12 protein-coding genes are annotated in these 16,012 nt (G+C 67.6%); 5 read left to right on the forward strand and 7 right to left on the reverse strand.

The window, feature by feature from the left end; translation table 11 throughout:
• Window positions 1-86: 86 nt before the first annotated feature.
• Complete coding sequence (locus tag SSKA14_RS11680) at window positions 87-1,859, reverse strand: chloride channel protein (protein ID WP_050413415.1); 1,773 nt, start codon at window positions 1,857-1,859, stop codon at window positions 87-89.
• Window positions 1,860-1,921: 62 nt separating this feature from the next.
• Window positions 1,922-4,003 carry a TonB-dependent siderophore receptor gene (locus SSKA14_RS11685; RefSeq protein ID WP_040007548.1) on the reverse strand — a complete coding sequence of 694 codons (2,082 nt, stop codon included), beginning with the start codon at window positions 4,001-4,003 and terminating at the stop codon, window positions 1,922-1,924.
• Between the two features lie 131 nt (window positions 4,004-4,134).
• Between SSKA14_RS11685 and SSKA14_RS11690 the strand changes: the two genes are divergently transcribed.
• Window positions 4,135-5,055: a M14 family metallocarboxypeptidase gene (locus SSKA14_RS11690; RefSeq protein WP_008264863.1), complete on the forward strand. Its 921-nt coding sequence runs from the start codon at window positions 4,135-4,137 to the stop codon at window positions 5,053-5,055.
• 73 nt (window positions 5,056-5,128) lie between these two features.
• Here SSKA14_RS11690 and SSKA14_RS11695 read toward each other — a convergent pair whose 3' ends face one another.
• Window positions 5,129-5,980, reverse strand: a complete 852-nt coding sequence (locus SSKA14_RS11695; protein ID WP_040007551.1) for a LysR family transcriptional regulator — start codon at window positions 5,978-5,980, stop codon at window positions 5,129-5,131.
• 160 nt (window positions 5,981-6,140) lie between these two features.
• On the opposite strand from SSKA14_RS11695, the gene SSKA14_RS11700 reads away from it, so the two are divergent.
• The gene (locus tag SSKA14_RS11700; RefSeq protein WP_006450325.1) at window positions 6,141-6,494 is read left to right on the forward strand and encodes an SMR family transporter; all 354 of its coding nucleotides are present in this window, start codon (window positions 6,141-6,143) and stop codon (window positions 6,492-6,494) included.
• Window positions 6,494-6,817, forward strand: a complete 324-nt coding sequence (locus tag SSKA14_RS11705; RefSeq protein ID WP_008266185.1) for an SMR family transporter — start codon at window positions 6,494-6,496, stop codon at window positions 6,815-6,817. Before SSKA14_RS11700 ends, SSKA14_RS11705 begins: the two co-directional genes overlap by 1 nt.
• A gap of 320 nt (window positions 6,818-7,137) precedes the next feature.
• Here SSKA14_RS11705 and SSKA14_RS11710 read toward each other — a convergent pair whose 3' ends face one another.
• From SSKA14_RS11710 to SSKA14_RS11720, 3 genes are all read right to left on the reverse strand, one after another.
• Window positions 7,138-10,086 carry a TonB-dependent receptor gene (locus SSKA14_RS11710; RefSeq protein WP_008266152.1) on the reverse strand — a complete coding sequence of 983 codons (2,949 nt, stop codon included), beginning with the start codon at window positions 10,084-10,086 and terminating at the stop codon, window positions 7,138-7,140.
• 69 nt (window positions 10,087-10,155) lie between these two features.
• Window positions 10,156-11,100 (reverse strand): FecR domain-containing protein, encoded by a 945-nt coding sequence (locus SSKA14_RS11715; RefSeq protein WP_008268419.1) that lies wholly within the window; start codon window positions 11,098-11,100, stop codon window positions 10,156-10,158.
• A complete protein-coding gene (locus SSKA14_RS11720) occupies window positions 11,097-11,615 on the reverse strand; it encodes a sigma-70 family RNA polymerase sigma factor (protein WP_008264921.1) in 519 nt (172 codons plus the stop codon). The genes SSKA14_RS11715 and SSKA14_RS11720 overlap by 4 nt, the downstream gene beginning before the upstream one ends.
• Window positions 11,616-11,764: 149 nt before the next feature.
• On the opposite strand from SSKA14_RS11720, the gene SSKA14_RS11725 reads away from it, so the two are divergent.
• The gene (locus tag SSKA14_RS11725; protein WP_008267426.1) at window positions 11,765-12,145 is read left to right on the forward strand and encodes a VOC family protein; all 381 of its coding nucleotides are present in this window, start codon (window positions 11,765-11,767) and stop codon (window positions 12,143-12,145) included.
• Between the two features lie 144 nt (window positions 12,146-12,289).
• Window positions 12,290-14,269 carry a choline BCCT transporter BetT gene (betT, locus tag SSKA14_RS11730; protein ID WP_006450256.1) on the forward strand — a complete coding sequence of 660 codons (1,980 nt, stop codon included), beginning with the start codon at window positions 12,290-12,292 and terminating at the stop codon, window positions 14,267-14,269.
• A gap of 100 nt (window positions 14,270-14,369) precedes the next feature.
• Here the strand turns inward: betT and SSKA14_RS24105 are convergent, their stop codons facing one another.
• Window positions 14,370-16,010, reverse strand: coding sequence for a TonB-dependent receptor (locus tag SSKA14_RS24105; protein WP_008265963.1), 1,641 nt, complete (start codon window positions 16,008-16,010; stop codon window positions 14,370-14,372).
• Window positions 16,011-16,012 lie beyond the last annotated feature (2 nt).

Consider the following 16,012-nt stretch of genomic DNA (forward strand, 5'->3'; position numbering starts at 1 on the left):
GTCGAGGTGACAGTAGATCCACGCCCTGCGTGGATATCCAGATATGCCGGAAACGACTTAATCCCCTCCGTCCCCTTTTTGTGGGGTCAATCGGTGTCCTCGACGCGCTCGCCCATCAGTTCGCGCTGGCGCTTGTCCAGTTCCTCGGCGTAGCGCTTGCGCACGAAGGCTTCGGAGACCACGCCGAGCACCTGGCCATCGGTGGTGACCACGGCCAGTTCGTCGGCCTGGGTCTGGTCGAAGCGCTGCATCACGCTGACCACGTCCGCGGCCGGCGACAGTGACACGTCACGGTTCTCGGCCAGTTCGCCGATCGCGGTCTCCGGCTTCACGCCATCGCCATAGACGCGGGGAATCTGCACGATGCCGGCGTAGTGGCCTTCGCCATCGATCAGCACCACCCGGCTGCCCGAACCCAGCGGGAAGCGCAGGCGGAACGCGGCAGCGTCGAGGTCGGCCGGTGCGGTCGCCACGCCCTTGCGCATCAGCCGCCCGGCGTTGAGGTTCTGCACCCAGCCCACGTCGCGGGCGCTCTTGATGGTCTCGCCGCGCAGATGCATGCGCCAGGTCGAGAACGAATAGCCGAACCACTGCCGCACCAGCGTGCTGGAGACCAGCACCGCGCTCATCACCACGCTGGTCAACAGGAAGTCGTGGGTGCCTTCCAGTACCAGCATGGCCATGGTCATCGGTGCGCCGACCACGGCGGCGGCCAGCGCCGCCATCCCGGCCAGTGCGGCGGAGGTGGCGTCGATCACCGGCACCCCGGTGGCCATGGCCAGCAGGCCGGCGAACAGGGCGCCGACCAGGGTTCCCATGAACAGCGAGGCGAAGAACAGGCCGCCGCGAAAGCCAAACCCGAGCGAGATGCCCGAGGCCAGGCACTTCAGGGTCAGCAGGCCGCCGATCCAGATCAGTGGCAGGTGCGTGGTCAGGTCCAGGTGCAGCGCACCATGCCCGGACGACAGCACCTGCGGGCTGGCCAGCGCCAGTGGTATCAGCAACAGGCCGCCCACCACCGGGCGGCCCCACAACGGCAGCGGGCTGCGCTTCACCGTGCCTTCGATCGAGGCGATCAGCCGCATCACCGCGATGCCGACCATCGCGCAGCAGCAGCCGAGCAGGCCGTAGATGGCGTAGTCGGCGGCGCGGACATCAATCGTCGAGGCGGCGGGCAGCAGGTAGGCCTCGATGCCAGCCTGGTCGGCCACGAACGCGCCTGCCAGGGCGGCGACCGCGACCGGGGCCAGCGCAGCCGGGGTGTAGGCACCGATGACGATTTCAAAAGCGTAGAAGGCGCCGGCCAGTGGCGCTCCGAAGGCGGCGGCGATGGCACCGGCGGCGCCGGCGCCGACCAGGATGCGCACGTCGTTGCGGCGCAGGCGCATCACCCGGCCCAGCTGCGAGCCGCTGCCGGCGCCCATCTGCGTATACGATGCCTCCAGTCCGACCGAGGCGCCGCAGCCGTTGGACAGCAGGGTCTGGGTCAGCACGATCAGGTTGTCGCGCATCGACATGCGGCCGCCATGCAGCGCATTGGCTTCCACCGCATCGAGCAGGGGCCGCTTCAGCCGGGTCGCGGCCAGGCTGACCAGGCCGACCAGCAGCCCGCCCAGCGGCAGCACCAGCAGCGCGGTCCAGGTCAACGAGGGAAGGGAGCTCAGCCGCATGCCTTCGTCCAGGCCGTACAGCGCGCCCTGCAGCCAGCGCGCGATGCCCGATTGCAGCAGGGTCAGGTAGCCGGCGATCAGGCCGACCAGCAGCGCCAGCGCGATGAACCACAGGTCGCTGCCACGCAGGCGCAGACGCAGGCCCTGGAAGGCCAGATGCAGGCGCGATGGTGAAACGGGCAGTGACATGGTGGCGGCATGATACGCCGCCACCGTGAGCGCCACCGTCACTGCATCGGGCGGTTACCGGCTCAGAAGCGGTAGCGGCCCTGCACGTAGAAGGTGCGCGGCGCGGCCACCATACGCCCGGCGTTGCCATCGACGTTGCGGGTGTACCAGCGCTTGTCGGCCAGGTTGTTCACGCCCAGCGCGATCTCGCTGTCGCCCAGCCCGGGCACCTGCCAGGCCACCTGGGCGTTCCACAGGCGCACGCCGGGCACGCGGCCCACGCGCGCGTCGGCGGTCTCGGCCCAGGTGTTGGCGGCATCGGAGAACTGGCCGCTCTGGTGGGTGCTGGAGACATTGAAGGTCCAGCCGGCCAGGGCGTAGCGCGCGCCGACGCTGTCGGTGTCGCGCGAATAGAAGGGCACGTCCAGGCCGCGGTTGTCGCCGGACTGCTGGATCGCCTTGGTCCAGGTGTAGTTGGCGTACAGCTCCAGCCCGGCCAGCGCGCTGTCCTCGGCGAAGTGGTATTCCAGCGCGCTTTCCACGCCCTTGTGGTCGGTGGCGCCGATGTTCTGGAAGGTCGGCGGGGTGATGCCCGGCACCTGCAGGATCTGGTTGTCGAAGCGCATCTTGAACACGGTCACCTCCGCGCGCAGTGCGCCGTCCTGCCAGCGCGCGCCCAGTTCGGTGGTCTTTGCCACTTCCGGGTTCAGCGGGTTGCTGGCGGTCTGCGAATTCAGCTGGATGTTCTGCACCGGCCCGAATGAGGTGGTGTAGTTGCCGAACACGGTCAGCTGCGGGGTCAGCAGGTAGGCGATGTTGAGCGAGGGCAGGGCCTTGTTGTTGCGGCTGCTGAAGATCGCGGTGCCGCCGGACTGGCGGCGGTCCATGTCGATCCACTCCATGCGCACGCCCGGGGTGATCCGCCACTGGCCGACCGCGATGCGGTCGTCGATGTAGAACGCGTGGGCGTCGGTGGCGTTGTCGAAGCGGGTGGTGGCGCTGGCCGCGCCGGTGCGGCGGGTCACGGTGTAGCTGCGGTCGTTGCCGCGCTCGCGCAGGAAGCGGTAGCCGGCGGTGATGTCATGCACCGTGCTGCCCCAGTGCAGGCGCTGGGTGTAGCGCGGCTCGATGCCGAGCACGCGGTAGTCGCGCGGCTGCACGGTCAGCTGGGTGTTGGCGGCATTGATCAGCGAGCTGGCACGGTTGCTCTCGTTGTAATAGGCCAGCACCTCGAACTCACTGTTGGCCGAGAGCGTGTTGGTGTAGCCCAGGTCGATGCCGGTGCGATGGCCCTTCCAGAAATCGGCCGGGCGGGTGTTCTGGAACGGATCGGCCTCGTACTGCGCGCGGGTCAGGCCGCCCGGAGTCAGCGAGCGCACGTCGTAGTACGAGAGCTTGGCGCGCAGCTCCTGCTGTTCGTCGATCGCGTAGGCGAACTTCAGTGCGAGATCGTTGAAGCGGTCATCGCTGCCCTGGCGCCAGCCGCGGCCGTCCTGGCCGGAGTAGAGCAGGGCGGCGCCCAGCCCGTTGTCGCCGGTGCCGCCGAGGAAGGCGTTGTACTGGGTGCTGTCACCGCCGCCGTGATCGTAGGCGGTGTAGCGCACACCAGCCTCACCGTGCAGGCCGGCGCCGGTGGGAATGGCGCGGGTGCTGAAGTTGATGATGCCGCCGACGTTCTGCGGCCCGTAACGCACCGCGCCGCCGCCGCGCACCACGTCGATCGATTCGATGTTGGACAGGCTGGTCGGCGCGAACGACAGCTGCGGCTGCCCATACGGCGCCACCGCCAGCGGCACGCCGTCCAGCAGCACGGTCGAGCGCGGCGAGTAGCGGCCGGTCAGGCCACGCACGCCGATGTTCAACGACACCGAACTGCCGGCCGTGCCGGAGTTGTCGGTGACCTGCACACCCGGAATACGGCGCATGGCGTCGCCGATGCTGGCCGCGCCACTGGCCTCGATGCGCTGGCGGTCCACCACGGTGCGGGCGCCGGCGAAGCTCTTGACGCTGTCGTGCAGGCCGGTGCCCAACCAGCTGCCGGAGACCTGGATGCTGTCGAGCGTCGTGGCGCCGTCCTGGGCGAAGGCGCTGGCGGCCGGGAGCAGGCACAGGGCGAGGGCGGCGGCCGGCGGCAGGCGGGCCGGTCGGAGGGCGTTGATGGGCATCGGTGCAGGTCGTGGAAGGTCGTAAATGAGAATTATTGCTGATTCCATTCGCCAATGGAATGCGTCTGCGGTTCATGCCGATGACCGGGTGGTAGAGTGGTCGATTGCTTCCTGACTCGCCGAGATCCGCCATGTCCCAAGCCGCTTTCTACCCCGTCGGAACCCCTGGACAGCCGTGGGGAGCGGCGGAACGGGAACAGTGGCGTGGCCGCCAGCAGCGCCTGCGTCGCTATGACCAGGAGGTGCTGCCGCGCATCGAGGCACTGGCCTCGCGCTTCGACAAGGTGGCCTATGGCCAGCTCGACTACGCGGGCGAAACCTACACCCTGTTTGCCCTGCGCAGCCGCGACTGGAATCCGGCCCTGCCGGCCGCGCTGGTCACCGGTGGCGTGCACGGCTATGAGACCAGCGGCGTGATGGGGGCGCTGGAATTCCTCGAGAACCACGCCGCCGACTATGCCGGCAAGGCCAACCTGCTGGTGGCACCGTGCGTGAACCCGTGGGGCTTTGAGCGCATCAACCGCTGGAACTTCGATGCGGTCGACCCCAACCGCAATTTCCGCGCCGATGGCCCGGCCCGCGAGTCGACTGCCGTGATCGAACTGATCGCGCCCTACCAGGGCCAGTTCGTGCTGCACATCGATCTGCATGAAACCACCGACAGCGACGAGAGCGAGTTCCGCCCGGCCCTGGCGGCGCGTGATGGCAAGCCGTTCGAGCCGGGCCTGATCCCGGATGGCTTCTATCTGGTCGACGACAGCCAGAACCCGCAGCCCGCCTTCCAGCAGGCGGTGATCGCCGCGGTGGAAAAGGTCACCCACATCGCCCCGGCCGGCGACAAGGGCGAGATCATCGGTTCGCCGGTGGTCGCCCATGGCGTGATCGAGTACCCCCTGGTGAAGCTGGCGCTGTGCGCAGGCATTACCGGTGCGAAGTACACCACCACCACCGAGGTCTACCCGGACAGTCCTCGCGCCACGCCGCAGCAGTGCAACGACGCACAGGTGGCCGCGGTGTGCTCGGCGCTGGATTACGCGCTCGCCCAGCGTTGACCGGTTCGGTAGTGCCGGCCGCTGGCCGGCAGCCACGGGACAATGAGATTGCCGGCCAGCAGCCGGCACGACCTCACCCCAACGCGTCGGCCCACCACAGGGCGGCCGGACCCGGCGGCGTGTCGCGGCGCCACAGCAGGTCGCTGTGGATGCGCCGCGGCCAGCCGGGCAGGCTCAGTTCCACCAGTTGCCCACGGTCATAGCGCTGTACCAGCGCGCGTGGCAGTTCGGCCCAGCCGATGCCGTCCTCGGCCATCTCCATCACCATCAGATAGTCGGTGGCGGTCCACGCCAACCCGGTAGCCGCGCGCGCGTGGTCGACCTCCGCACTCAATCGCACCTGCCGGTGCCGTGGCAGCTGGGCTGCCGCGCGACGGCCAGCATCGGCCAGCGGATGGTCGCGCGCCACATAGACCGATAGTTCGCTGTGGTGGGCCAGCGGTCGGGCCACCAGTTCATCGGGATAGCGTTCCTGCCTGGGCAGCAGGCCCAGACCGGCCCGGCCGCTGCATACAAGTTCCAGCACGTCCTCGCCCTCGGCATCCAGCCATTCCAGCTCGATCTCCGGGAATGCCTCGGCAAACCGTTGCAGGACCCGCAGCTCAGGATCGAGCTGGTAGACATCGGAGAACACCACGGTCAGCCGCGACTCGACCGGCGCGGCCAGGCGCACGCTCAACTGTTGCAGGCGGGTATCGGCAGCGAGGATCTCCTGTGCGTGCCCCAGCACCTGCCGGCCGGCTTCGGTCAGCTGAGGGTAGCGCCCGCTGCGGTCGAACAGGCTCACCCCCAGGTCGGCTTCGAGGTGGGCGATGGCGGTGCTGACCGTTGACTGGGTCTTGCGCAGCCGGCGTGCCGCCGCCGAGAACGAGCCCAGCGCTGCGGCTTCGACGAAGGCTTGCAAGGATTCAGGGGAGTAGGGCATTGATCCATCGCTCCTGTAGATGGAATCCATTTTGATCCCACCGTAAAAGGCGATGATACTGGCCGCCGTCGCCCCTGTCTGCGGGGCGTTCCGGATCATCCACGCATGGCGTGGATCTACTGATGGTGGGGCGCGGTCTTCGCCCTGCAAGGAGTTTCACATGTCCCGTACTGTTCCCGCCCGTGGCGCGCTGGTCGCCTGGGCCTGCCTGACCGTGGCGATCGTCGCCGAAGTGGTCGGTACCTCGTTCATGGCCCATGCCGCCCGTGATGGTGGCTGGACTGGTTACCTGGTCATGGCCGGCGCGCTGGCGCTGTCCTATTACTTCCTGGCGCTGTCGGTGCGTCGCATCGCCGTGGGCGTGGCCTATGCGGTCTGGGAAGGCCTGGGCCTGACCCTGCTGACCGTGGTCGGCCTCACCGTGTTCGGCGAGAGCCTGTCGCTGCAGCAGCTGGCCGGCCTGGTGCTGGCGGTGGTCGGCATCGTCTGCGTCACCCTCGGGGAGGCGCACTGATGAACACCCTGGCCCTGTTTTTCGTGATCTGTTCGGCCTTGATCGACGTCGCCGCCAACATGATGGTGGCCAAGTCGGAAGGCTTCCGTCGCTGGCGCTGGGGCGTCGCCGCGATCGTCATGGTCTGGATCGCCTTCGCCCTGCTGGGCCAGGCCGTGCGCTACATGGACCTGGCCACCGCCTACGCGATGTGGGGCGCGATCGGCGTGATCGGTACCGCCACCTGCGGCCGCCTGCTGTTCGGCAACCGCCTGCGTCCGATTGGCTGGATCGGCATCGCGCTGGTCACGTTCGCGGTGCTGCTGCTCAGTACCGCGAAGTAATGCGCCGCTGTGCCAACCAAGGTTGGCACCCACCAGAGCTGAGTCGCTGTGCCAACCAAGGTTGGCACCCACCAGAGCTGAGTCGCTGTGCCAACCAAGGTTGGCACCCACCAGAGCTGAGCCGCTGTGCCAACCAAGGTTGGCGCCTACCAGAGCTGAGCCGCTGTGCCAACCAAGGTTGGCACCCACCAGAGCTGAGTCGCTGTGCCAACCAAGGTTGGCACCTACCAGAACGACTGTTGGCAGCTACCAGAGCGTGAACCGCCGCAAGCAAGCGCCCCGGGGAGGATCTCTCCGGGGCGCTGTCGTATCCGCAGGGCTTAGAAGCGTGCGGTGAAGTTCAGCCGCGTGGTGCGGCCCGGGCCCGGCATCAGGCTCATCGCCAGTGTGTCCATGTAGTAGGTGTTGCGCAGGTTGCTGACCACCAGTTCCACCTCGGCTTTCGGGGTGAACTGCCAGCGCGCGTAGAAGTCATAGATCGCGGTGGGCAGGTAGATGTTCTGCAGGCCGGTCGAACCGGTGGTGTTCCAGGGCTTGTCCAGTTCGTGGGTGGGGCCGCTGTTGTAGGTGCGGCGGATGCCGGTATCCAGGCGACGGTCGAACAGGCGGAAGCCCAGCGTGCTGTGGATCGAGTACTTCGGCGGGTTCTGCGCGTTGACGAACGAGGTACCGAAGCCGCCGTCCACGCAGTCCGGCGTGGTATCCAGCTTGCTCCACTTCGCATAGGGGTCTTCGCGCAGGCGCTTGGCGGTGGCCGCATCGCAGGTGCGCGCGCGCTGGTAGTAGCTGGCCGACAGGTCCAGATAGGCGATGCCGGCGTCGTAACCGGACTGCAGCTCGTAGCCGGAGACCGTGTAGTTGTCGACGTTGTCGACGTAGAACGCCCAGGTGCTGGAATCGAAGCGGCGGGTGATCGCGTTGTCGATATCGTTCTTGAACCAGGCCACCTTGAACGCCAGGCGGTCGCCGTCACGCCAGAAGTCCTGCTTGAGCAGGCTGAAGCCGATGTCCCAGGAGCGGTTCTTTTCCGGCTTCAGGTCACCGACCGGCGCCGAGGTGCTGTTGCCCAGCGTCGATTCGAACAGGCTGGGCATCTTCCAGCCCTGCGCGTACTTCACGTAGAAGAACATGTCCGCATCGAGGTTGAAGCGGGCCTCGGCGTACGGTGCGAAGCCGTGGCCGGAGCGGCGGATCGCCGGCTTGTAGCCCCACGCGGTGGGAATCTGCTTGGTGTAGAAGCCGTTGGCACCGCGCGGATCGGGAATGAAGCCATCGAAGTCGTAGGCCTGGCCCAGCGTGCTGTCGCCATAGGGCGTGGCACGCAGCGAGTCATACGTGTAGTTACCCTGTGCGTCCGGGTACCACTCCTTGTACCAGCCCGGCAGCAGCTGGCCGCCCTTGCTCAGGCGCGCGAAGGTGTAGCGCAGGTCGCGCGATTCGCTGACGAAGGCCACGCGGTTGCGGTCACGGGTGCGGTAGTCGATGAAGCGCCCACCCGCGGTCAGCGACAGCCAGTCCCACGGCTGCCACTGCAGCGAGGCGACGACGCTGGCTTCGCGGCGCGTGCCCGAGCGCAGGTAGCGGTTGTTGTTGTAGTCCACCGGCAGCACCGGTGAATTCGGCGCGGTGTCCTCATGCTGGAAGGCGGCGCCGTAGCGCAGCGTCCACTCACCCAGATCATTGCTGAAGCGGGTGGTGTTGCTGCTGTCCAGGCCCCAGCGCTGGGTCTTTACGTCCGACTGCAGGCCCGGGCCGTAGGTCTCGCCCAGCGTGTCGGGCATCGCGTCGCCCGGATAGTTCTTGAACAGCGGCGTGTTGGCGATGTTGCTGTTGAACATACGGCTGGTGGCGGTGGTGAACCACAGGGTGCTGCTCAGGTCCAGCCACGGATGTGCCTCGGGCCGGTAGCGATGGCGCAGCGAGGTGGCGTTGACCCGCATCTTCCCCGGCTCGAACTGGAACATGGTGTTGGCCTTGTCCACGTAGGTTACCCATTCGTTGGACTCGCCCACGCGGCCGATCGCCGACGGCATGATCTCGCCGAAACTCGAATTGAAGTAGCGGTGGCTCAGCTCCAGGCGTTGGTCCGGACTGGGCGTCCAGGTGAATTTAAGCAGTGCGGATTCATTGTCGGTATGTGTGTTGAGTACTTCGTCACCGGGATGGAAGAGTTTGGACACCGCCTGGCTGGACATGCCGGTGCCGCCGCTGGACAGGTGCTGGTCGTCGTAGCGGTGCGCGCCGTTGCTGCCGGCAAAGTAGTTGCCCTGGCGGCGACGTGCATAGGCGGCGACCAGCTGCCAGTCTTCGCCTCGCTGGGCGAAGGCCACGCTGCCATTCCAGTCACGCGGGTCGCGCAGGCTGTTGCGGTTGTCGCTGCCACGCGCCACCTGCTTGAACACGCGCGTGCGGTCGATGCTGTTGTCGGCCACACCGCCGCGCACGCGCAGTCCCCAGGCCTGGCCGTCGTCGAGGAAGTCATCGACGTTCAGCGTTTCCATGTACACGACGCCGCCGATCGCACTGGCGGCATTGGCGGCCAGGCTCGGTCCCTTCTCGATGCTGACCGCGCTGATCAGGTCCGGATCGAGGTAGCTGCGCTGCTGCACGCCGGCATAGCCGCGGTACACGTCGATGGCCTGCTGGCCGCCGTCGATGATCACCGGCACCCGGTTCTGGCCCTGCAGGCCGCGGATGTTGACGTCCAGCGCGCCGCCATTGCGGACGTCGGCGGTGTGCACGCCGACCGCACCGGCCAGCACGTCGCCGATCGACTGGCCGCGGAAGCGCTCCAGCTGCTGGCGGTCCAGGTGCACGCGCGAGCCGCTGTCACGGTAGACCGCATCGGCATCGGCCAGGCCCCACGGCGAAGCGCCTTCGCTGGCCTGGCCGGCCACGCGCAGGGTGCCGATCTGGCGCACCCCGGCTTCGGCGTTGGGTGCCGCCTGCAGCACCACACCGTTGGCATCACGCTGGAAGGTCAGGCCGGTACCGGCCAGCAGCTGCGTCAGTGCGGCATCGGCGCCGAGCGTGGCCTGCACGCCGTTGCTGTGGCGACCCCGGGTCAGGCGCGCATCGGCGGCGATCGACAGGCCGGACTGCTGGCCGAACGCGGTCAATGCCTGGTCGAGCGCACCCGCCGGGATCTGCCAGCGCACGGATGCGGCGGTGTCCTGTGCATGGGCGGCGGCCGGCAACAGGCACGGGGTGGTCAGGGCCAGACACAGCGCGATGGCCAGCGGGCGAGGGGAGGGGTAGGGCAGTTTCATGGGGGCGGCAACATCCGCAATGGGTTCCCTTGCTAGGCCCGGTGAGGGCGCAGAAAGGGAACCGCTGTTTCAACGCGGACGCATGACGGTCCACCAAGGCCAGCGCTGCTCGATGCGGATCGGCAGGGCGCGAGCCAGCAGTTGCAGGGCCTGCAGGCTATCCAGGCGTGGTAGTACCGCGGTGACGTTCAATGCGGCGAGCGCCGGATCACACCCGAGGTGCCCGCGATGGTGGCGGGCCAGCTCGTCGATGACGCGGATCAGGGGCACGTCCTGCACATGCAGTCGGCCGTCCTGCCAGTCGCCACGCAGCGGATCCGCATCGACCGTCGTCAGTCCGCCCATTGGACCAATCCGTACTGCCTCGCCCGCAGGTACGTCCTGCGCCGCGCCGAACAGCGGCAGGCAGCGCACCACGCCTTCGAACACATCCAGGCGGCTGTCCTGCGGCTCGCGGCCGACGGCGAAGCGGGTGCCGATCGGCTGCAGGCGCGCGCCCGGTACATGCACCGACAGCGGCAGATGGGCAAATGCGGGCAGATGCCCGGTCTGCAGCAGCAGTTCGCCGCGCAGCAGGTGCAGGTCGCGGCGGCCGTTGCCGAAGTCGATCGATACTTCACTGTCGGCGTTGAGCCACAGCCGGCTGCCATCGGCCAGGGTCCAGCGGCCCGTGTGTCCGGCGGCGGTGCGCTGCGTCTGCAGGCCGCGCTGCAGCTGCACCGCATGCAGGCCGAGCAACGAGAACGCCCCAAGGCCGAGCGCGCCGCCGAGCCCGCGCAGTGCCTGGCGGCGGCGGCGGCCAGCGGCATCCAGCGCCTTTGCTGCCGCCGGGGCCGACAACGGCGCGAACGACTGCCAGACCGACTCGACCCGCTGCCAGGCATCGGCGTGGCCGGCATCGGCCTGCAGCCAGGCCCGCCAGCGCTGCTGGTCGCCCTCACTCCAGCCCTGCTGGCGCAGCGCGAACCACTCCGCGGCCTGTTCCAGCGCGGGGCTGGCGAGCGCGGTACTCATGCCGTGGCGTCGCCGGACAAGCGCAGGCAATGCAGCATCGCCTGTGCCATGTACTTCTTGACCATGCGCTCGGACACGCCCAGCTGCTGGCCGATCTCCGCATAACCGAGTCCGGACAGTCGTGCCAGCAGGAAGGCGCGCCGTGGTCGCTCGGCCAGGCCGGACAGCATGTCGGCGATGGCATGCAGCAGCTGCAATGCCTGCGTGCGCTCTTCCGCGGACGGATGCACCGGCTCCGGTTGCGCGGCCAGCGCGGCCAGATAGGCACGCTCCAGGTCGGCGCGCTGCCAATGGTTGACCAGCAGCGCGTGCGCGATGGTGCTGAGGTAGGCGCGCGGCAGGCGCAGTTCGGCGGGATCGACGCGACGACTGAGCAGGCGCAGGAAGGTGTCCTGGGTCAGGTCGGCCGCGCAGTCCGCGTTGTGGGTGCGGCGGCGCAGCCAGCCCAGCAGCCAACCATGGTGTTCGCGATAGAACCCCGCCAGCGCAGTGCTGGAGGCGGCGGGCACGGCCATCGGCATCGATCATTAATGAGAATGATTCCCATTATAGAATGATCGCGCGTCACTCGACAAACGGTGCGCTGCCAGGGCGTGAGGAAGGTGGATTTGCGATGCGCCCCCGCACTCGCCGACACTGCGGTCTTTCCACAAGGAGTGCCCGCATGTTCAGCCACATCACCGTTGGAACGAACGACATGAAGGTCGCGCACCGCTTCTACGAGGCCCTGTTCACAGCCCTGGGTGCGCGCCCGGGCGTGTTCGATGACAAGGGTCGGCTGGTGTACTTCAAGGACGGCCGGATGTTCATCGTCACCGCCCCCATCGACGGTGAGCCGGCGTGCCATGCCAACGGCGGCACCATCGGCTTCACCCTGGACAGTGCCGAGGCCGTGCGCGGCTGGCAGGACGCGGGCGTGGCCCATGGCGGCACCGCCATCGAGGATCCGGCCGGCATCCGCAACATGGCCGGACGCCAGTTGTTCCTGGCCTACCTGCGCGATCCTGACGGCAACAAGCTGTGCGCGGTGCATGTGATGTCGTGATGCAAGGCAGGCACGGCGGTGCGCGCGTGATAGCACGAAAGCGCGCGCGGGCCGTGAGCCGCGGCCGCGACTTCATGCTCTGTCCACTGCGGTTCAGCCAGAATCGGTCGGCTAATCCTTTGATCTGCCGGAGAACGCCGCCCCATGGAAGTCCTGGAGCCGCAACAATCCCCGGTGCGCACCCTTCGGCCTGTGTTCGCCTTCGCGGCGATCGTTGTCGTGGCGTTCGCGCTGTTTGTAAGCCTGTTCCCGCTGGGTGCGGGCCGCCTTCTGGTCAAGGCACAGGACTGGGCCGCGCTCAATGTCGGCTGGTACTACCTGCTGGCGATGACCCTGTATCTGGTGTTCGTGGTCGGCGTGGCGCTGTCCAAGTACGGTGGCATCAAGCTCGGTGCCGACCATGACGAGCCGGAGTTCAGCTATCTGTCCTGGGCCGGCATGTTGTTCGCCGCAGGCATCAGCATCACCCTGTTCTTCTTCTGCGTTTCCGAACCGCTGACCCACTACCTGCAGCCACCGCAGGGCGACCCGGCAGCGGGCGAGGCCGGTGCGCGCCAGGCCATGCAGCTGCTGTTCCTGCATTGGGGCCTGCATGGCTGGGGCGTGTTCGCGCTGGCGGCGATGGCGATGGCCTATTTCGCCTACCGCCACAACCTGCCGCTGGCGCTGCGTTCGGCGCTGTACCCGCTGATCGGCAAGCGCATCAACGGCCCGATCGGCTACACCGTGGACGCGCTGGGCATTGTCGCCACCGTGTTCGGCATCGGCGCCGACATGGGCTTCGGCGTGCTGCACCTCAACGCCGGCCTGTCGCACCTGTTCAACATCCCGCACTCCAACCTGGTGCAGATCATCCTGGTGGTCAGCATGATGGGCGCGGCGGTGGCCGTGGCCGTTTCCGGGGTGGAAAAGGGCGTGCGCTGGATGGCCAACATCAACATGCTGCTGGCGATCGCGCTGGTGCTGTTCATGCTGTGCGCCGGCCCCACGCAGTACCTGCTCAGCACGCTGATGCAGAACCTGGGCGATTACCTCGGCAGCGTGGTCGGCAAGAGTTTCGACGTGTACGCCTATGGCGGCCGACCGGAATGGCTGGGCGGCTGGACGGTGTTCTACTGGGCCTGGTGGATCGGCTGGGCGCCGTTCGTCGGCCTGTTCATCGCCCGCATCTCGCGTGGCCGCACCATCCGCGAATTCGTGTTTGGCGTGCTGCTGATACCGCTCGGGTTCACCTTGGCGTGGCTGTCGATCTTCGGCAACAGCGCGTTGGACCAGGTGCTGCACCACGGCCAGCAACAGCTGGCGCAGCTGGCCGTGGATGATCCACCGACGGTGCTGTATGCGCTGCTGGATGGCTACCCGTGGAGCAAGGCAGTGATCGCGGTGACGGTGTTCGTCAGTTTCATTTTCTTCGTGACATCAGCTGACTCCGGCGCGGTGGTGCTGTCCACGTTGTCCTCGCACGGCGGTGCACCGGAGGATGATGGCCCGCGCTGGCTCCGTGTGTTCTGGGGCACGGTGATCGCGGTGCTGACCGCAGGGTTGTTGCTGGCCGGCAGCATCGATGCGCTGAAATCGGCGGTGGTGCTGGCGTCGCTGCCGTTCTCGGCGGTGCTGCTGCTGATGATGTGGGGCCTGACCCGCGCCTTCAGTGACGAATCGCACCGCAAGCGCGCGCTGCAGTACCGTCCCTCGCCGCTGATCGGTGATGACCGCCACCACCAGGGCTGGCGCCAGCGCCTGAGCCAGGCGATGCACTTCCCGGTGCGCGACCAGGTCTACCGCTTCATGGACGACACGGTGAAGCCGGCGATGGAAGCGGTGGCCGAGCAGTTGCGCGGGCAGGGCTGGGACGTGGCCACCCGCTTTGAAGCCGGCGACATGGAGCTGTCGGTCAACCACGGCGAACAGCAGGATTTCCTGTACCGGGTGATCCTCAGCGGCTACCTGACCCCGTCGTTCGCTGCACAGCAATTGCGCAACCAGCGCTACTACCGCGCCGAGGTGCATCTGTTCGAGGGCAGCCAGGACTACGACCTGGTGGGCTACAGCCGCAAGCAGATCATCAACGACATCATCAGCCAGTACGAACGGCACCTGCAGTTCCTGCACCTGAGCCGCTGATGCACGACCGCCGGGCATTCCCCCCGGCGGTCGGTGGTAGTGCCGGCCGCTGGCCGGCAGAACAAATGGGGCGGCGCATCACCGCCGCCTCGTTACCGCATCAGAACCGGTAGCGTGCCCCCAGCGAGACGAACTGCCCGCGCAGGTTGTACTGGCTGATGTCGAAGCCGTTGGAGCCACCGGCCGGATCGAACGGCGGGTCCCTGTCGGTCAGGTTCAGCACCGACAGCGACAGCGTGGTGTTGGCAATGCCTTCGTACGCCACGTACAGGTCCAGCTGGTGATATGGCTTGATGCGGTCGCGCAGGCCCGGGTTGCTGGTCGCCGTCGCCACGCGCTGGTCGTAGCCGCTGACGTACTGCAGGCTCAGCGTGCTGCTCCAGTCGCCCACCGCCCAGTTCAGCGACGTGGTGCCGCGGGTGCGCGGCAGTGCGCCGTGGCGGTTGTTGCCGGCGCCGTCATACGGGGCCTGGCCGGCCACCAGCGGCTGCTTGAAGCTGAGCAGGTGGGTCCAGCTGCCGGCCACGGTGAAGTTGCCCCAGCCATCGGTGCGGAAGGTGCGGGTGGCGTCCAGGTCCAGCCCGGAAGTGGTCAGCTCGCCCTGGTTGGCGTACTGGTTGGTGATGAACTGGATGCGTCCTTGTGCATCACGCTGCACGCGGCCGGGGAACAGGGTCGGGTTGTCGACGATGAACTGTGCGCTGTCCGGCTTGACCAGGTTGTCCTGCTCGATGCGGTACCAGTCCAGGCCGATGCTGGTGTCGCCATCCGGCGACCACACTGCACCCACGTTGAAGTTGCGTGAGCGCTCGGCCTTCAGGTCCGGGTTGCCGGTACGGATGTTGGTCACGCCACGGCTGCCACCGGGCTGCAGCGGATCCAGCGGATCGATCACCGAGCCGTAGCTGACAGTCTGGCCCGGCGCGATCTCCGGCAGCGACGGCGCGCGGAAGCCGCGCGAGAACGAACCGCGCAGCAACAGGCTGTCCAGCGGCTGCCAGCGCAGCGCCAGCTTCGGTGAGAACGCCTTGCCGAAGTCATCGTAGTGGTCGCCGCGACCGGCCAGCTGCAGTTCCAGCGTGCGGTGCAACGGCACGCTCAGTTCGGCGTAGGCGGCACTGACCTGACGCTCGCCGTTGACCACGTTGATGGCCGGGCGCAGTTCGGTGCCCGACAACACCTGCGCACTGGTACGCGCATCCAGCGATTCCTTGCGGAACTCGGCACCCCAGGCGAAGCCGACCGTACCGGCCGGCAGTTCCCACATCGATGTTGATGCTTTGACGTTCAATGAGTGCAGCTTGTACCAGCCCGGTCGCTTGGTCTGCAGGCGCAGGGCATCCAGCGCCCCCGGCGTGCTGGACGGGTTGAGGACGTTGTAGCTGCCATCGCGCAGGATCTGCTCGAACGCGTAGCGGTTGACGAAGTTGTCCACGTATTCGCGCTGCGCGCTCTGCGAGGTCAGCGCCGCCACTTCCCAGTCCCAGCGCTCGCCGCTGCCGCGCACGCCGGCCAGGGCGCGGTAGAACACCTGGGTGTTGTCCTTCAGGCGCGGGCCGAGATCGAAGAAGGTGTACTCGAACGGCAGTGGCGTGCTGCCCGGGTTGTTCGGATGGCCGACCGGCAGCACCGCCGGCACGTCGATCAGGGTGCCGGTGGCCGGGTTGTACGCGCGCAGGCCGGGGCCGACGGTGAGCGGCGCGCTGAAGATCTGGTCGGCCTTGTTGTGGCTGTACAGCACGT

Source organism: Stenotrophomonas sp. SKA14 (assembly GCF_000158575.1).
GTDB lineage: Bacteria > Pseudomonadota > Gammaproteobacteria > Xanthomonadales > Xanthomonadaceae > Stenotrophomonas > Stenotrophomonas forensis.